Here is a 25813-nt window from a genome sequence, read left to right on the forward strand (position 1 = left end):
TCAGGCGCTGCTCTTACATCTGATTAGCTTTCACTTGGTTGTCATACTCTGTATCCGCATCTTTCATGTACTTCGCTACATCTCCATCTTTTACCACGAGATCCTGCAACAGCTTGTAGTACCAGTTACGGAACTGTGGAGGGATTAGATTGTCTCCCCACCAGTTATTGATCGCCAAGGATTTCACTACATTCGGGTCAGCAATAAGATCCAAAGCCACTTGCATTTGTTCACTTGTGTCATAGGTTACTTTCTCTTTTGTTGAAGGAATCGCATTTATGGTTGCTAAATAGTTCGAATACTGTTCTGGGGCGAAGAAGAAACGGATAAAGTCTTTGATGGCTTCTGTTTTGTCTGCATCCTTAGCGGCTTCAGCCGATAAAGACCAGCCTGCAGGTGACGGAAGACCTATGACATTGATTTTCCCTTCACGGTCAGGAAGAGCATAGAAGCCAAATTCAAAGTTCGGGTCCGCTTCAGCGATTTGTGTAAACATCCACGTACCGGAGTACAATTGTGCTGCTTTGCCAGAAACAAGAATCGAAGCGGTCTGATTGTCGCCCGTGCTGAGCCAACCTTTATCTACATAATTCTTGAACAATTCTTTGAAGTCCGTTATGCCTTGAACTACATTAGCATCTGTGAAGCTGACCGTTTTAGCGGTACGTTTGGAATTCCAATCTGCATCTTTCGAGTAGACCTCATCAATCAGGAATTTGTTAACCCAGAAACCCATATGGAAAATATCTTTTCCACCTACTACAATCGGAGTAATGCCCGATGTTTTCAATTTCTCTTGGATGGCGATGAATTCGTCATAGGTTTTTGGAAGCTCGGTGATCCCTGCATCCGCATATGCTTTTTTGCTGTAGATAATCCCTTGGGGAGCGTTCACTTGCAGCGGTGCGTTCCACACCTTACCATCCACTTGTGGTGGGGCTTCGAACAAATCTAGCAGATCGGAAGGCAGCTCTACAATCTTACCCGCATCGGCAAAAACTTCTGTATCACGCATTTCCACCAGGTCCGGGAATTCACCCACAGCATCCTTTGTTTTAAGCCAATCAAGATAGGCAGCGGATGAAGTTTCGCTCAAATCTTTAATAGTGACATTCGGATTAGCTGCTGTAAACTTTTTGACCGTATCTGAGATTGCTTTTTTGGTGGCCGGATCTCCGGAGGCGTAACCTATCGTAAAGCTAACCTCTTTTTTGGTCTCTTGCGGTGTATTTGAAGGCGTTTCGGATGCTGGCGTATCGGTTGCCTTACTCCCTGCATTATTATTATTTCCACCGCAAGCAGTCAAAACTGTTGTAGTGGCGAGTAACAATACGGATAGTTTCATCATTGTTTTTTTGTACATATCATAATAGCCTCCCCTTTTAGTGAACCGTGGAAACTGAAGCAAGATGTGCGCATCATCTCTCGAAAGCGTTTCCGTTGCTAATAGAATAGCATTCCTTATAAATAGTTAGAATGAACTTTTTTAAGCGGGATATGCGGTGAATTTAAGAATAAGTAAAAAAAGAACGGAAGACCGCAGTCTTCCGTTCATCGTCCATCCTTTACGCATTCACCGAATCTGAGATTTTATAAGGGTCCTCTACAATCGGAAGCAACAATAGAATCGATGTCCCAATATGCTCCCGGCTGCTGATGGATAATCCGTATTCTGCACCGTACACTGTACGAATTCGTTCATGTACATTTTTTAGTCCAACATTTTTGCTAGGCGAACTAGGCTCTTCCAAGGTTTCAGCCAACTGCTGTACCTTTTCCTTGCTCATACCGATTCCATCATCATAGATCGTAACCAACAACATTTCATCTTTCTTTTCGATCGTCAATCCAACTGTCCCTCTGCCTTGACTGCGCAAGCCATGCTGGATAGCATTTTCAACTATCGGCTGAAGTGACAATTTCAGAATGTACCAGTTCAGATCCACTTCGGGTGAGAGATCGACTACAAGCTCAAATTTATTCTCATACCGCACAGAGATAATATAGAAATAATCCCGTAGATGCTCCAGCTCCTGTCGTATGCTTACCCTATCCTCTCCATAGTCGATTACATATTTCAACTGGTTAGAGAGCGATAAAATCATATCTGCGACCTCATCATTATCTTTATCCACCGCATTCATTCGAATGACTTCCAGGGTGTTGTATAAATAATGCGGACGAATCTGGCTTTTCAGAGCATTTAACTCCGTTTGCTTCTGCTTGATCTGGGCAACGTAAGCTTCATCGATATAGGCTTGTAAACGCTCGACCATTCGGTTAAAACCATGGCTAAGTCTACCCATTTCATCATTGCTGTTCACGACCATCTGGGTATCCAAATTACCGGATTCTACGATAGCCATTTGCTTAATTAAGTTCCGAATCGGAGCAGCCAGCCGCCTAGAGAACCAGACGCCCATGATGATCATTGCAATCGCACAAATAAACATCGCTATAAACACCGTCGTACGGGCTGAAAAAAGCTGATCGAATAAATTCGCCCGATGAATTCTGGCAGTCACCGTGCCTTTAAGAAAAGGAATCTCTTCACTGAGAACAATCATCTCCTCGTCCTTTTTAGCCCGAAAAGATTCTCCATTCGCTGACCTTGTCTCATTCGTGAAATATACATTTCCGTCGCCATCCAGCAGAAATAATTCATCCTGTCCCCCCAGATTTAATTCTCTGAAGAACTGATTAAATAACGAAACATCCACGTCCATAAACAAGGTCCCTACTATCTTGGGATCTTTGGTAACACGCCCAGAAATATCAATTAAAGTACGGCCGATAGTGAACACACTGCGCTTTGAACCTGTGTAATATTCTTCGGAATGGGTAGGGAAAATTGCCACTTGTGAAGGATTTGGAGCCATTTTAGTTAACCACTCTTGATAAGGCAGCAGATCAAAGTTGACCCCTCTGTTTTCTTTTTCCTGATAGTAGAGCTTATCGTCTGACTCCCTATGAAAATAAACACTGGTGATGTAGGAATCACTGTAGAGAACTGTTTTTAGAAAGGTTTCAATAGGAATCGTATTGATCTGCTCCAGCTCATTTACATTATAGGTTTGATTCTGTGAATAACTCTCGATAAAACCTTCATATCGTCCCGTATACATCAGCTTAGAGACCTCATTGTACTGATTGAAGGCAGAATTCAGATTATAGCTCATATATAGTACCATTTGCTGCAAATTACTTGTTGTGTAACGCTCGACATATCCGGAAAAAGTCTGCACAGAAATGTAACTAAGTGCAAAAAGCGGAATTAAGCCGACTAATAAAAAGGAAGCGGAGAATTTAACAAATATACTTTTGGATCTTCGGCCCCAGATAAACATGAATGAAGGCATCCCCTTTGCTATCCATCTGACTATTGGCTTTTGAAGGATTGCTTATATTCTTGTGGCAGCTTGCCATATTTCTTCTTAAACATATCGCTAAAATGCCGGGCATTGTTGTAGCCTACACTATCGGCAATCTCATAAACCATCATATCGCTTTGCAGCAATAAACGAAGGGCATGATTCATCCTCACCTCAGTGACATAATTCTTAAAGTTCTGTCCGGTATGTTTTTTGAAAAAGCTGCTGAAATAATAGGAATTCATAAACATCATCCCTGCCATAGATTCCAGTGTAATATTTTCTGGATAATGCTCCTCAATATAAGCCTTCACCTGGGAAAGCTGCTTCAGTTCCTTATTGCCCATGCGACTGGCAATTTGCCCAGACATTTTGCTCAAAAGCACACGGAAATCTTCCTCCACCTCTTGAAAGGTAGAATAATTAGCCAATCGTTCAAGAATCGGATTTGTATCCTGAAGTGAGGGCCCTGCCTCCACACCAAATTGAATAAGCTCCTGTTCAAGCTGCAAAAATGTATTGTATACGGTAGAAACGGCTTGGTTTCTATTTCCGTCTGCCATCTGCCGGATCGTCTGAAATAATCGCAGGCACTCCTGCTCAATTTGTTCTTTATGTTGTGATTTCATGGCAATCCCAAGGGCGGACTGGATTTCATGCAGCGGAGTTTGAATCAATGATTCACTCTCATACCTGCTCTCTTTAACAGAAATCACACGATTAGGCCCTGTAAAATATTTATAATTTAGCGCTTTCAAAGCTTGACGATAAGATTCATCAGCATCATCCATACCGTCAACAGGATTGCCTACTCCAAGGGTCACCTTTAATTTCAGAAAACTTGTGATTTTGTCATGTAGATCTAAGGCAATTCCCGCTGGTTCCTCAGCATGCTCATGCTGGAGCAGGATACAAAAACGTTCCCCTTTACGGAACATATAACTATTATCGCTTTGCTCCACGGTTTCTTTAATAATGTTAGACAGTGCAAAATCAATCAGCTTACGTTCGCGTTCTTCCCATCTGGAAGGCTGCCCCGACGATTCGTCCGTCTCTACCAAACAAATACTGACGTAGCGACTTAGCGCAATAATCCCCATATCAAGCAAGGTGTCTGCTGTCCCCTTATTGCCGTCCGTCAGCTTGTCGAGCAATTCTTCGATCGTTAATCTGCGGTTTCTCTGTTCATAATGGTTCAGCTTCTCTTTGTTGCGCTCGCCTTCTGTTTCTTGACGAATAAGGGAAACGGCTTTGCTCACAACCTGTTCCAGCTGGTTTTTGTTCACGGGCTTCACCAAATAATCCAGCGCACCATATTGCAGTGCTTGACGGGCATACGTAAACTCTTGATAAGCGCTTATAAAAATAACCTTCACCGCTCTGCCAGCTTCATGAATCTCGCGGATGATATCAATCCCTGTATATCCTGGCATGCTTATATCACTAATAATCAGATCAGGATCACAATCCTCGATCTGTTGTTTCAGCTCTATTCCATCACTGGCCTCTCCAACAATGGTCAGTCCAAGCTTCTCCCATGAAATCAGTTTTTTTAGGCCTCGCAAAATCACCGGTTCATCATCTGCGAGCAGTACCCGGATACTCTTCATTATGCAGTCCTCCTACCTTCGAGAAATCATCCCACAGCTGTCCAATCATCTTAATCTTATGATAACAGACAAACAATCTTTGGTGCAGCTTCAAGCGGATGAACTTTCTTAAGAAGAAACCGCAGTTTCTTAAGATTAATTTATTTAAGCTTAAAAAGGTGGCGGGCGTAACTGCGGGGAATGTTTGGACTTCCGCCGTTACTGCTCACCTGTTATTTTTATCTAAAGTTCAATAAAACAAACTATCCTCTACTTTAATATTGTTGAAATAGAAACAAAAAATCAATATAATTTGTTAATGTAAGAGCGCTGGGAGGACAGGCCATGAATAAAGAAGAACAGGTCATGATGGGTTTCAGGGACGTATATAACAAGATGGTTTGGCTTAATAAGGATAAGATGGAAGACAGTCTTAAGGGTTATAAACCTTCTGAAGTACATTGCATCGAATACATTGAAAAAAATGCAGATTCCAACGTCACAAAACTTGCAGAGTCCTTTTATATGACTCGCGGTGCCATAAGTAAATTAACTAAGAAGCTCATCCAAAAGGGCCTCATCGAAAGCTACCAAAAATCGGATAACAAAAAAGAAATCTATTTTAGGCTTACTGAGCAAGGGAAAGTAATTTATAACGTCCATGAGGACTTGCACAAAGAGTTCCAAGAGCGGGATAAAGCCGTATTTGAGCAGGTAACTGAGGAGCAATTTGAAAGTATGCTTAGCTTCGTAGAAAAGTATAGTAGACATTTGGATGCAGAAATAAAGAAACAGGGTATAGATTTTAATCCGAATAAATTCGAATAATGAAAATGAAACTCCATGCAGCCGGGCTCTTATGAGTAAGGCTGCATTTTTATGTTCAATATTTTGTTGACACGGAAACAAAGCCGTGATAAAAATGGTGATGTACCAAATTTGTTTCCAAGGAATCAAAACATCAACTTTTGAGGAGAGAATTTAATGTTCAAATTCAGATCACATAATGAACAGAACACAGAACAATCCGTAGATAAACACGCTCTAATCTTCGGTTTGATCTCTGTGTTTCTGTGCGGAATAGGCTTCAGTATCATCATGCCCGTTGTCCCATTTTTAGTGCAGCCTTATATAAGTAATCCGGGAGAACAGGCTATAGTTGTCACGCTGCTAACCTCTGTTTATGCAGTCTGCGTATTTTTTGCAGCCCCTGCACTTGGAGCTTTGAGCGACAAATATGGGCGTCGTCCATTACTTTTGGTATGCCTTTTGGGTTCTGCAATTGGATACTTAGTTTTTGGGATAGGAGGAGCGTTATGGGTTCTCTTTGTTGGACGCATAATAGAAGGTATAACCGGCGGAAGCATAGGTACTATCTTCGCCTATTTTGCTGACATCATTCCTCCAGAACAGAGAACCAAATACTTTGGCTGGGTGAGTGCGGTTGTAGGTGTAGGCACCGTCATTGGTCCAACGCTAGGCGGATTACTTGCCAGGTTTGGTTATTCTGTACCTATGTATTTTGGAGCAATAATAACTTTATTAAATGTTGTTTACGGATTCTTTTTTATGCCTGAGAGCCTTGACAAGAACAATAGACTGAAAGAAATTACCTTGGTAAGACTGAATCCATTTACACAGCTTGCAAGCATATTGTCCATAAAAAACTTAAAAAGACTACTGGTCTCAGCATTCTTACTCTGGATACCCAACGGATCTTTACAGGCTGTTTTTTCACAATTCACAATGGATACTTTCAGCTGGAAGCCTGCACTAATCGGACTGATGTTTTCAATTATGGGCTTCCAAGACATCCTTTCACAGGGTTTCATCATGCCTAAGCTTTTGCTGAAATTTAGGGATAAACAGATCGCAATTCTTGGAATGGTTTCGGAGATTATAGGCTACAGTCTTATTGCACTATCTGCTTTGTTCTCATACTATCCGCTTTTTATCGCTGGAATGTTTATATTTGGTTTTGGGGATTCGATCTTTGGGCCTTCATTCAATGGGATGCTTTCCAAGTCTGTCGATTCTAGTGAACAAGGGAGGATTCAAGGAGGTAGCCAATCTATTCAGGCTTTAGCAAGAATGATTGGGCCTGTCATTGGAGGTCAAATATATGTATCACTTGGCCATGCTGCACCCGCTTTTATGGGGATGATCCTAATAGCTGCGGCAATATCCGTTTTGTATAAGGATACGCGTGTAAATATGTAATCTTGCAATCTCATGTTACAATACAACCTGAACTTATATTTTTAGAAGGCGGTTGATACTGTTGATTTACATCATCAAATTTGTATACAGCTTTGTGCTTCCTCCCGGCCTGTTTATCGTGCTTCTGCTAGGTTTAGTCATTTGGTTATGGAAAAAAAACCGCCGGCCAGCACTAGTTCTACTCGGGGTTACACTATTAATGTATTTCTCCATGACACCCTTAGTCAGCGATGCGCTGATCGGCAGTCTAGAACGGAAATATCCGCAGCCGGATACTTTGCAAGGAGATGTCATCGTCGTACTCGGCGGGGGCGCCAGCTCTGGCACACCGGATATAGATGGCGAGGGCAATTTATACGGATCAGCAGCAAATCGCCTGCTTACTGCTGTTCGCCTCCATCGGCAGACAGGTCTGCCAATCTTATTTTCTGGCGGACAAGTATTCTCCGACAGTGGTAATGAAGCGGATATCGCGCAAAGACAACTACTGGGTCTCGGCATACCCGAAGAGGATATCCTGATCGAGAATCAATCCCTCAACACGGAGCAAAACGCTGTAAATACCGCAGCCATCCTGCAACAAACCGGACTTAAAAAACCTATACTAGTTACTTCAGGTTTTCATATGTCCCGAGCGATGTTGCACTTTAAGAATGCGGGGCTAACAGCGCAAGCCTATCCTACGGATTATATCGCCAGCGCTGATATTGCACTGCAGCCCGCCAAGTTCAGTCCCTCCCCAGGAGCGATCTCCACAACAGGGTTAGCATTGAAGGAATATTTAGGCCAGCTTGCTGCTCGGCTATTTGATTAGTTCTGTAAACTTCGCATGCACAACCTCAGCGAGTAACTGTGGGGCTACGTCCATTTGCTGGCCAATCTTCCCAGCGCTGACAGCCATCGTGTCCAGCCCTTCTGCACTGCTGTCAATGAACGTGGGGTACAGCTTTTTCATTCCAACAGGTGAACAACCACCGCGGATATAGCCTGTCCATTTCTGCAGATCCTTCACTGGCAGCATCTCAATTTTTTTCTCTCCGGCGGCTTTGGCCGCCTTTTTGAGATCCAGCTCTTCGGCAACCGGGATAACAAATACATAAAGATTCGCACCGCTATGAGCGACCAACGTTTTAAAAACCGTCTCTGCCGCCTTTCCAATCTTCTCAGCCACAGCCGTGCCATGGATGAGTCCATCTTCATTGTCATAAGCGAACACTTTATAGCCGATTTTTTTGGCATCCAGCATTCGCATTGCGTTGGTTTTGGTTACTTGCATTGTTGACCTACCTTTCAATATCCTCTATTCCTTAACTTTATGATCAAAGAGGCCCCAAAGCTAATATAGCTTTCAGGACCTCCTGTTGCTGCCGTGCCCATTAATCTCTGGGATAATTAACCTGCATGATATCCATAAAAGGAACTTTTATGATTTCTTCATGGTTACTGAGGTGTACTTTCCCGGTTCGCGAATCCATTTCCACGATCATGCCGCGTACCTCTTCTTCTTTTCCCCATACGGTCAATAAAATCTCAGAACCTTCTTGCTTAGCTTCAACTAACTGATTACCTAACTCCTCAAGCACAAATTCATCTCTTGTGGGCCGCTTGGCCACCTTTGCTTTTGCCACACTAATCCTCCAATAAGCTATTACGGATATTAAGTATATTAAATACTAAGTATGAATGCTCTCATTTATTATACCATGTTTCAGATTAAGGCTCGAACCCCTTCTGGCTCAAGAATAGCTCCTCTTCGGAAAAAACTTGCTGAAGTCCTTCATATACTCTGCGATATGCTGCAGGATCATACCAATCTTCCAGTTGCAGCTCTTCATATAGGGAATAAATCCCTAATCTCCGTGTGCGTTTGCCGCCGCTGCCGTCGCCCATAAAATAGTCATCCACACAGACTCTATCCACCAAAGCCCTTAAGGTCGCTGGAAAAGCTGGACTGCTTGGCAGTACTGGCGCTATAGTAGCTTGAACAGGGATGCCAGCTTCACGTAGAAGCTGTAACGTCTTCAGTCTTGCCGCAATAGGTGGAGCGCTTGGTGTGAATTTTTGGCGAATATCTTCACGGTCTGTTTCTATAGTTATACTTACTCGAACCTTATCCTCTAAACGTATTAATAAATCTATATCTCTGCGAACCAGCGGACTACGGGTCTGCACGAATAAAAAATCGGGTGGGTCTTGTACCATAACCTCCAGTAAAGATCTCGTCACCTGTTCCTTGTGCTCTACCGGTTGATAGGGATCTGTGCTTGACGACATAAAAATAGAGACGGGACCTTTCGCCTTCGCTTTGTGCAGTTCTTTTTGTAAAATCACAGCCGCTTCTTGTTTAACATCTACCCACGTCCCCCACTCCTCTTTGCGGAACAGCGAGACAGGCATCTGGCGTACATAACAATAGGAACAGCCATAAGTGCAGCCCGTATATGGATTTAAGGAATGACTGTAGCCTGACAGATAACCTGTTCCTTTATTCAGCAAGGTTTTTGGGGAGGTGTAATTGGACTCTATTTTCATATATCTGCTGTATACTCTCCTCTCTCCAATTGAAGTAGCTTGGTCTTCATATCCAAACCACCCCGGTATCCTGTTAATGTCCCATTCTTACCAATAACCCGGTGGCAGGGCACCGTAATCAGAATCGGATTCGCACCAATGGCAGTCCCTACCGCGCGCACCGCAGCTGGTTTTTGAATATGTGTAGCAATATCCGAATAGGACCAGGTTTGCCCATATGGAATTTCACATAACGCCTTCCATACCGCAAGCTGAAAAGGAGTACCCTGATAATCAAAAGGAATGCCGAAGCTCTGCCGATTCCCTTGCAAATATTCGCTAAGCTCCTTCACATATGGCGCCATCTTCTCATCGTCCTGTACCAGTTCACTTCCCGGAAAACGACGTCTAACCCATTCACTTAATTCCTCAAAGGGTTGCTGCTGCGAACCCACATAACTTAACCCATTCTCTGTGGCTGCAATATAAAAACTCCAGTCCTTATCGGTTAATAATGTCCAGTATAGAATAGCATTTGTTTTATTCTCCATGATTCGGTCCCTCCAAAATAAAATCAGAAGCCAACGTTACTTTCTGTTTGTTAAGCTGACGAAACTGTGTGGGCGTATACCCCGTTTTTTTCTTATATAAAGTAATAAAATATGACGTATTGGGCAGACCCACGCGTAATGCAATCTCAGCAACTGCCTGCTCTGTAGTAAGCAAATAATCAGATGCCTTAGCGATTCTCTTTTGCTGTATATAATCCACAGGAGTGATTCCTGATACTTTCTTAAAGGTTCGATGTAAATGATAAGGACTGCCATGACATACCTCAGCTAACGTTTCAAGGGTGAGGGGGGCCATATAATTATGATCAATGTATTCCGTCATCACAGCTACCCATTCCTTATCAGGAAGACGCTCACCTGTCGGTTTACATCTTTTGCAAGGACGAAATCCGGCAGCCAGCGCTTGTTCAGCATTCTGAAAAACACACGCATTCTCCCGATTGGGTGCTTTGGATTTGCAGGAGGGTCGACAAAAAATCCCTGTAGTCTTCACCGCATAAAAAAATATGTCGTTATAAGCAACATCGTTTTGCAAAATAGCCTGCCATTGTTCCTCAGTCATTTGATCCTCATCTTCAATCCTGTTCATCGCCTTCACCTCTAATGCAATTATACCCCTGAGCAGGCTCATCTGTACTCAATTTGGAATGGAAAAGCAAGATAGTGAAATTCAAAAGAGTGAGATTGCTCGTAATTACACTTTGTTTAGCGAATACGCACTACCTTTGTCAACCGTGCAGGGAGCCGCTGCTGGACAACGAATATTACTCATAACATGACTACGTGAACTGGAGGAATCGAAATGGATATTCTAAAAACAAAAGATGCCGCAGAGCTGATGTCAGTTAGTATAACAACAATTAAACGTTGGGCTGCCATGTTCCCTGATTTTTTTCCAAAAGACCGATTTGGCCATTATGTGTTCTCAGAGCAGCAAATCGACCTGCTCAATCATATTAAAGACCGTATTAATCACGGAGAAGCCTTGGAATGTATACAACTCACGCTCACGAATGAGCAGCAAATCTCCACATCACAACAGGAAAATCCACTACAGCACACAGATGCTGAGCCTATGAAGGATATCTTGTCTCGCATCAACAATGTTGAACGTGCACTCGATCAAAAAGCCGACGAAGTAGTATTGATACAACTGCTACAGCAGCGTGAGGAGCTTGAGGATCTACGAATAATGATCAAGCAAATAGCGGCATCCATAGAACCGTTGCAAGTGTCTAACGGCAAACCGCTCACCTCTTATGAAAATTCCCAGTCCACTGCCACTACCAGGCTAACGGCTCCGCCAAGAAAACGCGGCCTATTACGTTCTTTATTTTTCTTTTAAGCCTGAAATGTAAAAAAAAGAACCTACTTCAGACAATCGCGAAGTAGATTCATATAAGTATAAACATATTTAGGATCTCCCCCTGTCACCCTAAACGGTGGCGGGGGTTTGCTTTTTCCTAGCAAAAAGCTCGATCCTCCGGAACATTCTACTCTTTATGCAATAAAGCTGCTCCTGCAATTCCCGGATGTGTCATTTCGTAAGGATCCAGAATCAGATTAAGCTCTTCTTCGGTTAGCACATTATATTTAATGCACAATTCCCGTACAGATTCCCCAGTCAAAATCGCCTCTCTAGCGATCCGCGATACCACTTCATACCCCAGATGCGGGTTCACAGCCGTAATGATTCCGACACTCCGCTCCACATCCCGCTCAAGCTTTTCCTTATTGGCTTCAATCCCAGCCAGACAGAAGTCTGTGAAGACTTGGAAGGAATTGTTCATGATGCTGATGGACTGAATGAGATTGAACACAAGCACAGGCTCCATAACATTCAGCTCCAGTTGACCCGCTTGGGAAGCCAGACAGATCGTATGATCGTTCCCTATGACTTGAAAAGCCACCTGATTGATGACCTCTGCCATAACCGGGTTAACTTTACCCGGCATAATTGAAGATCCAGGCTGGCGTGCAGGCAATGAAATCTCATTAAACCCAGTACGCGGACCGGAGGCCATCAATCGCAGATCATTAGCGATCTTGGACATGTTCATCATGCATACTTTTAGGGCAGCAGACACTTCTGTATAGGCGTCTGTATTTTGGGTGGCATCGACGAGATGATCTGCCGTTACGAGTGGCAATTCACTGATCTCAGCTAAGTGCTCTACCACCAATTCAATATAACGAGGATCAGCATTTAATCCTGTACCTACTGCTGTTGCCCCCATATTGACTTCATACAGATGATGGCGTGTATGTTCAATACGTTTGATATCTCTTTCCAGCACTCTGCGATAAGCCTCGAATTCTTGACCCAGACGAATCGGCACTGCATCTTGAAGATGTGTCCGACCCATTTTTATCACAGGATCGAATTCATCCGCTTTTACCGCAAACACATCATGCATTCTGTGCATCGTTACAAGCAGCTGCTCCAGCAGTGAAAGTGTGGCAATATGAATTGCCGTCGGGAACGCATCATTTGTAGACTGCGCCATATTTACATGTGAATTGGGGCTTAAGTGACGATAGTCTCCTTTTTCATGGCCAAGCAGTTCTAAAGCACGGTTAGCAATAACCTCATTCGCATTCATATTTAACGAGGTACCCGCACCACCCTGAATAGGATCTACAATAAATTGCTCATGCCATTGACCCTCGATGATTTCTTCTGCTGCTTTCACTACAACCTCTCCAAGCCCTCGATAGAGACGGCCAACTTCCATATTTGCAAGCGCAGCGGCTTTTTTTACAATCCCCATCGCTTTGATTAACTCTTTGTGAACCCGATAGCCCGTAATAGGAAAGTTCTCGACTGCGCGTAGTGTCTGAATCCCATAATAAGCGTTCTTATCTACCTGTTTACTGCCTAGAAAGTCATTTTCTACACGAAATTCAGTTTCAATCACTGTTATATCCCTCGCATTCATTATGATTAGGTTTATTAGAAAATAAGTAAGCGCAATCATTTCTATCTCACTTAGATATTAACCTTTATTGTGACAAATGTCTCTCAGAAAAATAGGGTTTAATGTAATTAATTACTATTTAGTAACCTAACACCGCTATTCTAAAGGGAAATGTGCTTAGGGAGGATTGAATTACCAAATCGTTAGGTCTAGTTTATCCAGATAAATTGTCGCTCACCCCAATTATAAGTATTTTGGACAAAATCACGTTTACGGATACTTAGGTATCTATTGCGGGCTGTGCAATGGGGCATCACATCCTTTCATGTACCTCCTTATTAAAGAAGCCGGCCAAAAAGGCCGACTTGGATTACTATTTATCACAGCAATTGTGTATTTTTTATACTGAATAATGATCTAATGAGATCTGGATTCCATTAAGCTGAGCTTGCGGTAATTCTGACTCCCTACTAATACTCAGAACTAAGCTTTCACCATCCATGTTGGTATAATTCGCTGCTAATCCCTCTCCCACTTCGAAATTCCTTTCTTTATGAGCCATAGCTGCGGCAAAAGCCTCTAAACCAATAATACCACATTCAGCCGCTTTCTTAATGCCCAATGCTTCAACGATCACACCACCCGGCATCCCTGCGACTGATACCTCTATGAATCTAGACCGTTCCTGCAGCTGATAAGAGTGAGATAAATAAATAACAACATACGTCTCACCAACCTGCCCGTACAATGTGTTAGGCTCTTGTTTCCATTCCCCTTGGGGAAGTACACCGATGATCGTATTCTTTTCACCCTGGGGGATTGGGAATAGAGAAATGATGACATTCTTGTGATAGAGAACCTCCATATAACGGCTTTGATGGCGGGGATCTCCCTCATTGTAGCCTTGTCCCGGGTGGAAGAAATACAGCTGATTTGCGCCTCCCTCTCCACTCACAGGTAACGAAAAAGCCCAGCGAAGCTGCTCATTATCGAATTCCTCAACCCGCTCCCACATCCCGCCTGCTGCAAACTCTTCTGTAATATAAGCATAGGAATGAAGCAAAGGCTGCGGCTGTGGATCCGTTGGGACAACCTTCTGAGTAATCTTCCTTACTTCCACTGGTGACTGGTGATTCATGGCTGCGGCTAATATTTCATCGGATGCTTGATAGAATAATAAACCGGCATACTCCGTGCGCGGCATCATCTCAGGCAGCTGGAAATCTCCAAACTGAACATAATCATGAAGCACATTAGCATCGCCGGGAACATCATGCGGCCAGCCTCTAGAATGCGCACCAACCCAAGCGCCACGCAGATAGAATTCAGCTCGTACATTCCATAAATGGTCAAGCATTTCTTTAAGGCTTGTAGTAAGCTCCGTATCCTCAGGCGGGACAAGTTCCAACGCACAGGTGAATGCCTGCACCCAATGCCAAAACCACGGAAGACTGCCGTATTCCGGCATCCCTTTAGTACGAATATAAGCCAGTGTATCCTTCAGACTCTGCCGGCCATCCTCAAGCAATATTTCATCCGCAAACATGGTGCCAAAAATCAGCTTAGCAGCTGTATATTTAGCTTCATGATGCCCAAAAGTAACCACCGGCTTACGGTAGAAATCACTGCGATAAATATGTCCAAACGCTGTATTCAGAACTATGCGAAGTTGAGCGTTTAATGCTCCTCCGTATCTTTTGCAAAAATACGCCAGCAGGTTGCCCATAAGCTCCACTGGTAACTCATGCGGTGACGCATCTCGCGGCACTGGATTTAATCCGAGTGGCCAATGGCCGTATAACTCCGTGCCAGGCTGCCGGTTCTGAAGCATTAAGATCTCCAGCAGCACATCCTGTGCTTTCTGTTTCGCTTGCTCACGATCAAAAGGCAGCTCAAAAGAATCATCAACAGCCGCTGCAAAAAGATACGAAGCATAATAAAAGTTATTTCGCACATCATCATGGAACCAGAGTCCACTTTCCAATAAAGAGCGTTGCTCCGCTTCCAGTGCTATATTAAAAATAATTTCTTTCTGACGTTCCTTATAAGTACTCTGGATATTTTTCAACCCCGGCATTACTTTTCAACCTCCATCATTTCAGTTTTATATCATCTTCCGGCATTCATGAAAATCGAGCATAATAGCTCTATTGTGCACACTTTCCGTTCATTTTGCAATTGGAAAAACCAATAAATAAACATAAATAAACGAAATAAAAAAGATTAGTACTTGTAAAATGAACATAAATGTACTAAAGTGTACCTATACGAACGATAATATGTACACAAAGGAGATTGAACATTCAATGGAAAGACGTTTCGCATCCCATCCTAATGAAGTAAAACAATTTGACACTGAGCGCCTCCGTAAGGAATTCCACATTCCCGTTATTTTTGCACCTGATGAGCTAAAGCTTGTCCTAACTCATGAAGATCGTATGATCGTTGGTGGAGCTAATCCTGTAAAAGAAGAGGTTGCGCTAACTACTGACCTTAAAGAACTTGGGGTTACTTATTTCTTGGAACGCCGTGAACTGGGCATCATCAATGTCGGTGGTAAAGGCTCCGTGGTTGTAGATGGCACAGAATATGAAGTAGATTTCAAAGAATGTCTTTATGTAGGTCAAGGCTCTAAAGATGTAGTCTTCAAAAGTGCAGACGCTTCCAAGCCTGCTAAATTCTATTTGAATTCTGCTCCAGCTCATCAGTCCTACCCTACTACCAAAACCACACTGGCCGATTCTGAATCCGGTGCGATGGGTGGTCTGGAGAACTCTAACGAGCGGACAATCCACCGCTTCATTCACACAAATGGTGTGCAAAGTGCCCAACTGGTTATGGGTATGACCCAACTGAAACCAGGCAGCATGTGGAACACAATGCCAGCACATACCCATCCACGCCGGATGGAAGCCTATTTCTATTTTGATCTTCCGGACGATTCCGTTGTATTCCACTTGATGGGAGAACCTGATGAAACCCGCCATATCGTAATGCATAACGAACAAGCGGTTATTTCTCCAAGCTGGTCCATCCACAGTGGTGTCGGCACTCATAACTATACTTTTATCTGGAGTATGGCTGGCGATAATAAAAGATATGATGATATGGACCCCGTATCCATGAAAGAATTACAATAGAGATAAATCAACTACGGAAAGATGAGGCAGGCGGATGAACCCGATACGACGACACGAGATGATTATGGAAGTTATGCTGAACCAAAAAGATGTAACGGTGAATGAACTGAGCGATAAGCTTCAGGTTACTGGAAAAACAATACGCGAGGATTTAAGCAGGCTGGAGGAACAAGGGCTGATCGTACGTGTACATGGCGGAGCTGTGCTGGCACAAAGCGACCAGTTTGGTATTTTGCCCTCCAAAGACCCGCTGGATAAATACTCTGACGAAAAGACGGAGATTGCCTTGCGTGCGCTTGCTCATATTGAACCGGACGATATTATCGCTCTTGACGGCGGTAGCACTACGCTTGAAATTGCTCGGCGTCTGGACAATATGCCACTAACGGTAGTCACCAATGATGTATACATCATCAGCGAACTGGTTCCCAAAGATAACATCCGTCTGGTCGTTCCCGGTGGTTATCGTGTCCGTAATATGTTGGCTGGTCCTGAAGCCGTCTCCTATGTACAAAAGCTTAATATTCAAAAAGCATTCCTTTCATCGACTGCTATTCATATAGAGCATGGACTCTCCATTTATACCGGAGATTTAATTGAGTTCAAGCAAGCCCTTGTATCTACAGCCCGTAAGGTATTCGCGGTTGTAGATCATCATAAATTCGGCCATACTGCACTGCGTACCTTCGCTTCCCTACAAGAAGTTGACGTGATCCTGACGGACAATGGGCTCTCCCCCGAAACGGCAGAACAGTTCCGCAGTGCAGGCGTTACAATTGAATGCGGGTAAACCCGGAATAACAATCCATTTACAATAAAGGGGCGTAATTTATATGTCATCATTATTCAGCTTGGCAGGTAAAACAGCTATTGTAACAGGCGCAGCTCAAGGTCTTGGACAAGGAATCGCGCTTGCATTTGCAGAAGCCGGTGCAGATGTTGCATCAGTCTCCCTTAATTCGAGTGAAGAAACTGTAAATGCAGCAAAAGCTTTTGGAGTAAAAGCAGTTAGTATCGAATCTGACTTAAGTGATCATAGCAAGCTGCAAAGCACTTTTGACCAAGCGCTAGAGCTGACCGGACATGTTGACATTCTCGTAAACTGCGCCGGAATGATCCGCCGTGCACCGGCAAAAGATCATAGTGAAAAAGACTGGTTTGATGTAATCAATTTGAACCTGAACACAGTGTTCCTTCTGTCGCAAATTGCAGGCCGCCACTTCCTGGAAAGAGGATCCGGCAAAATCATTAACATCGCCTCCATGCTCTCCTATCAAGGCGGAATCAATGTCCCTGGTTACACTGCGAGTAAACACGGGGTTGCTGGTCTTACTAAAGCTTTTGCAAATGAATGGGCAGGCTCCGGTCTGAACATCAATGCAATTGCACCAGGTTATATGGCTACTGAAAATACCGCACCAATCCGTGCCGACCAAAGTCGTTCGGACTCTATCTTAGACCGTATCCCTGCAGCACGTTGGGGAACGCCTGATGATGTTAAAGGTCCTGCCGTATTCTTGGCTTCCGCAGCATCTGACTACTTGAACGGTCACGTTCTTAATGTGGATGGCGGATGGATGGCTAGATAATCCATACAAAAATGGGTGTCCCATAGGGGCACCCATTTTTTTTGACTCAGCTGACCCATCTACATACGCAGTAGCTTAAAGGATTCAACTAACCGATCTGCACACGCAGCAGCTAAAGGACTCAGCTGACCGATCTGCACATGCAGCAGCTAGAGGACACAGTTGACCGATCTCCATACGCAGCAGCTAAAAGACTCAACTGAGCGATCTGCACATGCAGCACCTAAAGGACTCAGCTGACCTTATACACCGTTTTATCCGCTATTTGGATCATAGCCGCTATTGGCGCAAAAAACACCAATTATAAGCTCTTTCATGACCATTAGCGACGCTGGAGTCCGAAAACCTGCTCAAAAGGCGGTAAATTCGCAAATAGGGGCATCTGGGTCCGAAAATCACAGTACCAGTGGTGGTTGATCCTTCTGCGTCATTTAAATAAGCTTGCAATGGAATTCACATCAAAATCACTAGTCATTCTAAAGTTTCCCGAACTGTATTTGTCCTTCTTATCAAGATCCGTCACATACAGGAAGTTAGTATCCGTAAGATTCATGCCAAACCTCAAGCTGTTATTCACAATAATACTTATCCAGTAGGTCTCCGTAGATTTGTCCAAAGCACTACTTCTTCTCAATTTTACATCTGAAAAAGCATAAATGATCTTTTCAATTTCCTTCGGATCTTCAATCACTACCTTTTCATCCACTGAGTATTTCTCAATCTCGATAGAGGTGATTTCTGTTTCGTCGATTTGATCCAACACTAAATTCTCAAATGAATTATAACTATGGTAGAGATTAATGATTACTGGGATTTCGATCAATAAAAAAATAAGTACGAGAAATATATAACGTTTCTTCATATTCATAATTATGAACTCCCTAGTTCTACAAACTCCTCTGGATGAGTGCGAATATATTCGCCAATTATTCTATGCGTATTTGGTGTCAGGTTCTTATATCGTTCGAATAACCCAGTAATTACTTCTAACAGCTGAGGGTCTCGATCCAAATCCGTGATGGCAGCATCCGCCCACTCTTTACCCAGTCGATGATTTCTTTCCTCGAGAAATGTCTTTGTTTCCTGAAGCAAAAGAATCATGGGTGATTCGTCAAAAAATCGTATGCCTCCTATCACCCCTGTCCAATACCCTGGCAGGTCTTGCATGTAGGAAATCCAAGCATAATATTCTCCTTCGGAATTACAGCTGTGACCATATAGCACTCTGAACATACATAAGGCTTGTTGCCCCTCTGTGAGCTTCGAGATCACTTCTGATTTGGTCGATGGCGATTTTCCGCGAATCAGCTGAAAGGTAGGCTCCATACAGGCCCATCCTAACCTTTCATCACTTAAAGTGTCCAAGTCTTCCCGCTTCATGGCTACTAAATTCATTTAACTCCTCCTTTGATTAACATCCAAAAATATACATATATTTCTTAACGATGTCAATAAAAATCACTTGGGGACATTAAGCAATTCGATCGTTTTTATGATAGGCTTTAAGCAGTAGATATTTTCACAAAGGAGCTTTTCTATGCATAATGAGATACTTACTATATTTGATGAAGCGGGTCACCGAATCGGTACAGCTCCACGGGCAGAAGTACATCGGTTAGGACATTGGCACGAGACCTTCCACTGCTGGTTTATAAGCAAAACCCAAGAAATCCCCTATATTTATTTACAGCTTCGTAGTGAGCAGAAACAAGATTATGCAGGATTGCTGGACATCACGGCCGCTGGACATTTGCTGACACACGAAACGGTAGAGGACGGGATTCGCGAGGTCCAAGAAGAACTCGGTTTGGAGCTAGCTTTTGATGAGCTGATTCCCTTAGATACAATTCCTTACTGTATGATCAAAGAAAATCTTATCGATAAAGAACGAGCGCATGTTTTTGTTTATAACAATCCTTATCCTCTGGACGATTTTAAGCTGCAAGAAGAAGAGGTTGCAGGAATAGTTATCACAAAGTTTGCGGACTTCCGAAGCTTTTGGCAGGGAGAAATACATAGTCTACAAATCAATGGTTTCAAAGTCGATTCAAACGGGCAAAAAATCAACATTCAACAGAGAGTGGATCGGACTCATTTTGTGCCTCATGAAGCAGCTTATTTCACTCGGATCATTGAGGGCATCGAAGCAATAATTCTAACATCACCCATCGTCACGGAGGACATATGATCATTAATCCTCAAACATTTACAGTGAATGGAATCCAATATAGCATTAGATCTGCTGCCTCTAAAGACGCTAAAGTGTTATCTGAATTAAGAGTGCGGATCGATGGAGAAACCGAGAATTTAGATCGGGAACCAGGCGAAGCCTTTATTGACGAAAAAGGGTTTGAACAGCTTATTCAAGCCGATTCAGAGAAAAATAATAACCTTTTTCTAGTCGCAGTAGTTGATAATCAAATCGTTGCGTTCTCCAGATGCGAAGGTTATTCCTTAAAAAGATTTGCTCATAAAGTAGAATTTGGAGTATGTGTGCTGCAGGATTATTGGGGATATGGTATTGGAAAAAATCTTCTCGCCGAATCGATTGCCTGGGCTGACACTAACGGTATTCAAAAGATCACCCTAAATGTGCTGGAAACGAACACCAACGCTATTAAGCTATATCAAAAGCTTGGCTTTGAAATCGAAGGGATTTTAAAGAAAGATAAACTTCTATCGGACGGCAAATTGTATAACACCATTATGATGGGAAGAGTTAAGAATTGATTCTATTCAAAAAAAAGGCAGAACCTGAAACTCAGGTCCTGCCTTTTTATTATACTAATGCTTTACGCTTCAACATCGCAAGTCCATTCACCGCTAGATTCAATAGGGCCGGAGCTGAAAGACCTGTTTCCAAGTCTGTGTATTCCGCTCCATCCAGCTCTACCGTTTGCGGACTGCCGCTGAAATTTTGCACAAAAACATAATCACTTTCGCCATCTGTGCGAAGTTGTGCAGTCACACCTGCTGGAAGTTCACTCTCCATCGCACGGGTAATTCCTGCCTTAGATGTGATCGCTGCGTATAGCTCAACATAGAACGAAGTGTCTTTCACACGGGTAGCAAGATGGTACGCATTTCCTTCACCAAAACGATTGACTGTAAGCGCTGGACGGCCCGCATAGAAATCGTTGCGATAATGCCCCAAAGCCTCTGCACCTTCCAAATGAATCAGCTCGGCAATCTCATGCGCATCGTAGTCACCGCTTAGCTTAAGTTTATTACCTGCCTCCATTACTAACCCATTCAGATCACGGCTGTGCAGCCCTTCTGTCTCCTCTGCCCAAATCCCCAGTGTTCTGCGCAGTGGACCAGGGAATCCTCCCAGATGACATAAATCCGTTTCGTTAACTACGCCTGACCAATAGGTTGCGAGGAATGTGCCGCCTTGCTCCACATATTTCTCGATACGCTTTCCATTCTCTTCACTAATCAGATATAACATAGGGGCAACAACCAGCTTGTAAGCAGACAGATCATCTCCAGAGCCTATAATATCAACTGGAATGCCCAGCTCCCAAAGGGCACGATAATGCTGCAGCACCGTCTCCTCATAACGTAATCCGGAATTACGGATGCCTTGCGCATCCTTTATCGCCCAGCGGTTGTCCCAATCGAAAATAATCGCCGTCTGCGCCGGAGTGGACGTACCCACTACTTCCGTCATTCCCGCCAGCGTCTTGCCTACTTCCGCTACATCTTGGAATACTCGAGTCTCGGAGTGGCCACTGTGGTCTACAACTGCACCGTGGAACTTCTCACTTGATCCGCGGCTTTTGCGCCATTGAAAATACTGCACAGAATCCGAACCATGCGCTACCGCTTGCAAGGAAGACAGCTTGTGCATACCAGGACGTTTCAGCTTACTGACCGATTGCCAGTTCGTAAGGGATGGCGTGCTTTCCATCAGCAGGAACGGTTTCTTTTTAAAAGAGCGCATTAAGTCGTAGTGCATCGCCGTCCATGCTGCCAATCTAGTATCATCACCGTCTTCGGTATAATGCCAGTCTGGATAAGCGTCCCATGAGACCACATCCAGGATTTTGGCCAGCTCGCGGTAATCAATGCCATCGATCATATGCATATTCGTCGTGATAGGCAGCTCTGGATTGTAAGGACGAACCGTATTGATCTCGTGCTGGCAGAAATCAATTGTCCGTTCACTAACAAAACGCCGCCAATCAAGATTCAAGCCGTGTACTTGTGTCTCACCATGTGGAGCTGGGGATTCAATCTGTGACCATGAAGTGTAGGTATGGCTCCAAAAAGTAGCCCACCAAGCATGATTCACCTCATCCAAACTGTTATTATATTTCACCTTCAGCCATTCTCTAAAAGCATCCTGGCAGAGCTCGCAGTGACACTCCCCACCGAACTCATTCGAAATATGCCAACCGATAATGGCTGGATGCTGGCTGTACCGTTCCGCTAGCTTTGCATTCAGAATTGCAGTTTTCTCACGGTACACTGGTGAGGTAAAGCAATGGTTATGACGGAAGCCATGCAAATTGTGAACACGGTTACGCTCCACTCTTAAGACTTCTGGATATTTTTGCGACATCCATGCTGGGCGGGCACCACTTGGCGTTGCCAAGATAGCGTAAATCCCATTCTCTGCAAAAGAATCAAGTACACCATCCAACCATTCGAAAGTGAACACACCCTCTTCTGGTTCAAGAGATACCCACGAGAAAATGCCTACGGACATGACATTGCAGCCCGCCAGCTTCATTAATCGGATATCCTCACGCAATACTTCCGGATATTTCAGCCATTGTTCAGGATTATAATCAGCACCGTGCAGCATGACACCAGCTTTACTGCTTATCGGGGAATGTTTTTTATTCATTGTGTACGATCATCCTCTCAATTCTGCCCATTTATAGAATGGGACTATTCTCTGATGATAGGCTAGAAGCGTAAGCTATCTTATTCAGGAATCATCATTTATACTATTTATAATATAAGAAAAGTCATTTCAATCAGTAGGAATATAGTCTCGAAGTGATAGCACAAAATGAAGATGAGGTGATAAACCTGCTGCCTTTTTCTCTGATTGAATTACCACGCGACTCTGGAACGTTGCCCCTATCCCCCTACTCTGTAGGTCGTCATATCCAATTCCATCATGTGCGCCCAGCAGGATTTCCTGTGTATCAAATCTTTTTGATCCGGACTGGAACCGGGTTATTTCGTGATCTGGAAAGTGGCACAGAAATCATACTGGAACCGGGGATGGCTTTTGCCTTCCCGCCCGATCGAGGTCATGAATATTATCCTACCTCTCATGAACCGTGGCATGTTGGCTTTATCGGCTTTCAAGGCAGTCAAGCTCATGGATTGCTGGAAGCGCTTGAACTGCTCCCTTCTGTTCCTTATAGAACGGATCGTTTTGAACAATGCTGGGAAGAAATCGGCCAAATCTGGCATACGGTGAATTCTCCTGCCCCCAATCGGCAGGACGAGATGTGGATGCAGGAGTTGTCTATCACGCTCTATAGACTGCTCTTAATGCTGCGCCCTGCCAAGAGTTCAGAAGGCTCCGGTAATCGTCTAGCCTTCGAGTCGGTCCGAAATGAAGCCCTAACTACAGCCGTCGGGCTGATCAACGAGCATTACACAGAACCGCTTCTGATCTCCAATCTTGCAGCAGCAGTCGGCTACTCCGTGCAGCATTTCCAGCGTTTATTCGTGCAGGAATATGGGGTCACTCCGCATAAATATTTGCAGAATCTGCGGCTGGAGCGGGCGCTGCAATTAATGACGGAGGATGTGGAGATCCCCGTTCAAGATATTGCGCTTCAGCTGGGCATGGAGACTAATTATTTTATACGTGTCTTCCGAAAAAACTACGGCTGTACACCAGGCGTAATGAAAATACGTTTGCTACAAGGCGAGCAAATGAAGTAACGCTTCCAAGACTAATGAAGATATTGTAAAATTAAGCAGATGATAGCTTGTGAATTGGGGGCACCACAGATGGCCTAACAGCTTGGAGTGGCACACCTCACGGCTTCGATGTATATATCAGCTCAGATCTTCAGGAATGGTCCGGACCCATTGCTGCCTTTCGTCCAGATGCTGATTTTTGGGCTGATCATCATTTCTGGGCACCAGAGGTTCACCGCTACAACGGAAAATATTATATGTTCGCTTCTTTTAAAAGACATGGCGTTCCACGGGGGACACAAATATTAAGCGCGGAAACACCTGAGGGTCCTTATCTCCCTATCAGCAATCATCCGATTACCCCTGCTTCTTGGGAGTGCCTTGACGGAACGTTATATGTAGATAAAGAAGACAAACCTTGGATGATCTTTTGCCGTGAATGGATTGAAGTGACGGATGGAGAAATGTATGCTGTTCGGCTGAAGGAGGATTTAAGCGCTAGTATTGGTGAACCCGTGCTGCTTTTCCAGGCTTCACAAGCTCCTTGGGCGGTAGGTGGCAAAGAAGGGCAATACGTAACTGACGGTCCTTTTATGCATCAGACTAGCAGTGGTGAGCTGCTTATGTTGTGGTCTAGCAGTGGAGCTAGTGGTTATGCCATGGGTTTAGCCCGATCCGTCAGCGGTGACATTAGTGGACCTTGGCTACATGATCCTGAGCCTCTTTATGCCAAAGATGGCGGACATGGAATGTTGTTTCGTGATTTGACGGGCAGACTTATGCTGGCCATTCATGCCCCAAATCTCAACCCACAAGAACGGCCGCTGCTTATTGAAGTCCAGGAAAGCTCCAGAACGATTTCGATAAAATCATTGTAATGTAGAACGGAGTAGAACCCTTGGAACAAAAGATTAAGTCCTTATTTAATGACCAGATTGTAAGTGCCGCCTGTACGAAATATGGTATCAGCATAGATGAGCTAAGCTTCATTGGCGGATTTCAAAATTTTGTTTATGAATATCAACTTAGCAATCATCAATATATTCTAAGATTTACTCATAACTCGCTGCGCAGTATGGAATTGTTGGCGGCTGAACTTGAATGGATTCTATACATAGCAGATCATGGCGTTTCCGTATCAAGACCCGTAGGTTCTCTTCAGGGTAATCTAGTTGAGCAAATAGAGATTGGTGATTCGTGCTTTAGGGTATCTTCCTTTGAAAAAGCCCAAGGGAAACGAATAGGTTACCCAGACTGCCTGAAGGATGTAGACCTCTATGAGCAGTGTGGCATGATCACTGGACAAATGCACAGATTAGCAAAATCTTATAAACCACAGTTCAAAAGACATGCGTGGCATCAGAACTACTACCTGCAGAATGTAACGAAGTTTATTCCTCCATCCCAAAGTGGCGTTTTAGAAAGCTGTAAGGCGCTTATGGATCGGCTAAAGCATCTCGACGCTGATATAAATACCTATGGTCTCATCCATGGGGATATCAATGTAGGCAACTTTTTGGTCGACAATGGTAAGCTGACTTTGTTTGATTTTGATGAAGCTCAGTACAGCTGGTTTGTAGAAGATATCGCCATTCAACTGTATTATCTAGTCTACGTTTACGGGGATGATAGTATGGAGGACAGGCAGCTTCAATGTCAGCGTTTTATGGAGCATTTTCTAAAAGGCTACGTTAAAGAGAACAGGATTTCAGAAAATGAGCTGAAGTTAATTCCTCTTTTTCTTCGATTAAGAGAGATTATTGTTTATACGGGGATGTACCGGAGTTTTGATCTGTCTAACCTAGATGATTGGACCAAAGATTATTTAACGCAGAGTAAGGCGAGAATCGAGAATGGCGTTTCCATCATTGAATCTTATTTCTGAACAAACATCCAAAGCGTTTCATATGATGTGTCTCTCTTACAAAACCCACAGCTATCACTGTGGGTTTTGTGTTTTTTAAACAAGTCCATTTTTGCTTTTAAGAGGTTGATATGCCGTTACTCT

General features: G+C 43.7%; 26 protein-coding genes. 13 read left to right on the plus strand and 13 right to left on the minus strand.

What is annotated here, in order from left to right; all coding sequences use genetic code 11:
- Positions 1-13 precede the first annotated feature (13 nt).
- The 3 genes from NSQ66_RS17715 to NSQ66_RS17725 form a co-directional block, all read right to left on the minus strand.
- Positions 14-1363 carry an extracellular solute-binding protein gene (locus tag NSQ66_RS17715; RefSeq protein ID WP_036688291.1) on the minus strand — a complete coding sequence of 450 codons (1350 nt, stop codon included), beginning with the start codon at positions 1361-1363 and terminating at the stop codon, positions 14-16.
- A gap of 202 nt (positions 1364-1565) precedes the next feature.
- On the minus strand, positions 1566-3347 hold the full coding sequence (locus NSQ66_RS17720; RefSeq protein ID WP_038571825.1) for a sensor histidine kinase: 1782 nt from the start codon (positions 3345-3347) through the stop codon (positions 1566-1568).
- A gap of 32 nt (positions 3348-3379) precedes the next feature.
- Positions 3380-4981, minus strand: a complete 1602-nt coding sequence (locus NSQ66_RS17725) for a response regulator (protein ID WP_076098939.1) — start codon at positions 4979-4981, stop codon at positions 3380-3382.
- Between the two features lie 324 nt (positions 4982-5305).
- On the opposite strand from NSQ66_RS17725, the gene NSQ66_RS17730 reads away from it, so the two are divergent.
- The 3 genes from NSQ66_RS17730 (at position 5306) to NSQ66_RS17740 (ending at position 7994) form a co-directional block, all read left to right on the plus strand.
- Positions 5306-5788: a MarR family transcriptional regulator gene (locus tag NSQ66_RS17730; RefSeq protein WP_076141887.1), complete on the plus strand. Its 483-nt coding sequence runs from the start codon at positions 5306-5308 to the stop codon at positions 5786-5788.
- Between the two features lie 156 nt (positions 5789-5944).
- Positions 5945-7180, plus strand: coding sequence for an MFS transporter (locus NSQ66_RS17735; RefSeq protein WP_076141886.1), 1236 nt, complete (start codon positions 5945-5947; stop codon positions 7178-7180).
- Positions 7181-7241: 61 nt separating this feature from the next.
- Positions 7242-7994: a YdcF family protein gene (locus NSQ66_RS17740; protein ID WP_036688302.1), complete on the plus strand. Its 753-nt coding sequence runs from the start codon at positions 7242-7244 to the stop codon at positions 7992-7994.
- Here the strand turns inward: NSQ66_RS17740 and ybaK are convergent.
- The 5 genes from ybaK to NSQ66_RS17765 form a co-directional block, all read right to left on the minus strand.
- Positions 7983-8456 (minus strand): Cys-tRNA(Pro) deacylase, encoded by a 474-nt coding sequence (gene ybaK, locus NSQ66_RS17745; RefSeq protein ID WP_036688304.1) that lies wholly within the window; start codon positions 8454-8456, stop codon positions 7983-7985. The two genes, NSQ66_RS17740 and ybaK, sit on opposite strands and share 12 nt — an antisense overlap.
- A 100-nt stretch (positions 8457-8556) precedes the next feature.
- Complete coding sequence (locus tag NSQ66_RS17750) at positions 8557-8808, minus strand: YolD-like family protein (RefSeq protein ID WP_036688306.1); 252 nt, start codon at positions 8806-8808, stop codon at positions 8557-8559.
- An 85-nt stretch (positions 8809-8893) separates the two neighbouring features.
- Entirely contained in the window at positions 8894-9712 is an 819-nt protein-coding gene (locus tag NSQ66_RS17755) for a radical SAM protein (RefSeq protein ID WP_036688309.1), read from the minus strand.
- The gene (locus NSQ66_RS17760) at positions 9709-10242 is read right to left on the minus strand and encodes a methylated-DNA--[protein]-cysteine S-methyltransferase (protein WP_076098935.1); all 534 of its coding nucleotides are present in this window, start codon (positions 10240-10242) and stop codon (positions 9709-9711) included. The genes NSQ66_RS17755 and NSQ66_RS17760 overlap by 4 nt, the downstream gene beginning before the upstream one ends.
- Positions 10232-10852: a bifunctional transcriptional activator/DNA repair enzyme AdaA gene (locus tag NSQ66_RS17765; protein WP_141118563.1), complete on the minus strand. Its 621-nt coding sequence runs from the start codon at positions 10850-10852 to the stop codon at positions 10232-10234. Before NSQ66_RS17765 ends, NSQ66_RS17760 begins: the two co-directional genes overlap by 11 nt.
- Before the next feature lie 58 nt (positions 10853-10910).
- Here NSQ66_RS17765 and NSQ66_RS17770 point away from each other — a divergent pair, with 58 nt between their 5' ends.
- The gene (locus NSQ66_RS17770; RefSeq protein ID WP_256717814.1) at positions 10911-11042 is read left to right on the plus strand and encodes a hypothetical protein; all 132 of its coding nucleotides are present in this window, start codon (positions 10911-10913) and stop codon (positions 11040-11042) included.
- 23 nt (positions 11043-11065) lie between these two features.
- Positions 11066-11608 carry a MerR family transcriptional regulator gene (locus NSQ66_RS17775; RefSeq protein ID WP_076141884.1) on the plus strand — a complete coding sequence of 181 codons (543 nt, stop codon included), beginning with the start codon at positions 11066-11068 and terminating at the stop codon, positions 11606-11608.
- Between the two features lie 148 nt (positions 11609-11756).
- Here the strand turns inward: NSQ66_RS17775 and aspA are convergent, their stop codons facing one another.
- Entirely contained in the window at positions 11757-13187 is a 1431-nt protein-coding gene (gene aspA / locus NSQ66_RS17780) for an aspartate ammonia-lyase (RefSeq protein WP_094903409.1), read from the minus strand.
- A 394-nt stretch (positions 13188-13581) separates the two neighbouring features.
- Entirely contained in the window at positions 13582-15258 is a 1677-nt protein-coding gene (locus tag NSQ66_RS17785; RefSeq protein ID WP_076141883.1) for a hypothetical protein, read from the minus strand.
- Positions 15259-15487: 229 nt separating this feature from the next.
- Between NSQ66_RS17785 and kduI the strand changes: the two genes are divergently transcribed.
- The 3 genes from kduI to kduD are packed head-to-tail and all read left to right on the plus strand — an operon-like array spanning position 15488 to position 17910.
- A complete protein-coding gene (gene kduI, locus NSQ66_RS17790; RefSeq protein WP_036688322.1) occupies positions 15488-16321 on the plus strand; it encodes a 5-dehydro-4-deoxy-D-glucuronate isomerase in 834 nt (277 codons plus the stop codon).
- A gap of 34 nt (positions 16322-16355) precedes the next feature.
- Complete coding sequence (locus NSQ66_RS17795) at positions 16356-17111, plus strand: DeoR/GlpR family DNA-binding transcription regulator (RefSeq protein WP_036688324.1); 756 nt, start codon at positions 16356-16358, stop codon at positions 17109-17111.
- 43 nt (positions 17112-17154) lie between these two features.
- A complete protein-coding gene (kduD, locus tag NSQ66_RS17800) occupies positions 17155-17910 on the plus strand; it encodes a 2-dehydro-3-deoxy-D-gluconate 5-dehydrogenase KduD (protein WP_036688326.1) in 756 nt (251 codons plus the stop codon).
- 427 nt (positions 17911-18337) lie between these two features.
- Here kduD and NSQ66_RS17805 read toward each other — a convergent pair whose 3' ends face one another.
- Entirely contained in the window at positions 18338-18778 is a 441-nt protein-coding gene (locus NSQ66_RS17805) for a hypothetical protein (protein WP_076141882.1), read from the minus strand.
- A gap of 2 nt (positions 18779-18780) precedes the next feature.
- Complete coding sequence (locus NSQ66_RS17810; RefSeq protein ID WP_076141881.1) at positions 18781-19305, minus strand: hypothetical protein; 525 nt, start codon at positions 19303-19305, stop codon at positions 18781-18783.
- A gap of 142 nt (positions 19306-19447) precedes the next feature.
- Between NSQ66_RS17810 and NSQ66_RS17815 the strand changes: the two genes are divergently transcribed.
- Positions 19448-20098, plus strand: a complete 651-nt coding sequence (locus tag NSQ66_RS17815) for an NUDIX domain-containing protein (protein WP_076141880.1) — start codon at positions 19448-19450, stop codon at positions 20096-20098.
- On the plus strand, positions 20095-20640 hold the full coding sequence (locus NSQ66_RS17820; protein ID WP_076141879.1) for a GNAT family N-acetyltransferase: 546 nt from the start codon (positions 20095-20097) through the stop codon (positions 20638-20640). The genes NSQ66_RS17815 and NSQ66_RS17820 overlap by 4 nt, the downstream gene beginning before the upstream one ends.
- Before the next feature lie 49 nt (positions 20641-20689).
- Here NSQ66_RS17820 and NSQ66_RS17825 read toward each other — a convergent pair whose 3' ends face one another.
- Positions 20690-22765 carry a beta-galactosidase gene (locus tag NSQ66_RS17825; RefSeq protein ID WP_076141878.1) on the minus strand — a complete coding sequence of 692 codons (2076 nt, stop codon included), beginning with the start codon at positions 22763-22765 and terminating at the stop codon, positions 20690-20692.
- Between the two features lie 155 nt (positions 22766-22920).
- Between NSQ66_RS17825 and NSQ66_RS17830 the strand changes: the two genes are divergently transcribed.
- Genes NSQ66_RS17830 through NSQ66_RS17840 form a run of 3 tightly spaced genes read left to right on the plus strand, consistent with a single transcriptional unit; the run spans position 22921 to position 25690 of the window.
- Complete coding sequence (locus NSQ66_RS17830; protein WP_232061395.1) at positions 22921-23826, plus strand: AraC family transcriptional regulator; 906 nt, start codon at positions 22921-22923, stop codon at positions 23824-23826.
- Between the two features lie 53 nt (positions 23827-23879).
- The gene (locus NSQ66_RS17835; RefSeq protein WP_141118562.1) at positions 23880-24683 is read left to right on the plus strand and encodes a glycoside hydrolase family 43 protein; all 804 of its coding nucleotides are present in this window, start codon (positions 23880-23882) and stop codon (positions 24681-24683) included.
- A 20-nt stretch (positions 24684-24703) separates the two neighbouring features.
- Positions 24704-25690 carry a phosphotransferase gene (locus NSQ66_RS17840; RefSeq protein WP_076141877.1) on the plus strand — a complete coding sequence of 329 codons (987 nt, stop codon included), beginning with the start codon at positions 24704-24706 and terminating at the stop codon, positions 25688-25690.
- Positions 25691-25813: the final 123 nt, after the last annotated feature.

The sequence above is a fragment of the Paenibacillus sp. FSL H3-0329 genome, from assembly GCF_037963285.1.
GTDB classification, from domain to species: domain Bacteria; phylum Bacillota; class Bacilli; order Paenibacillales; family Paenibacillaceae; genus Paenibacillus_AQ; species Paenibacillus_AQ odorifer.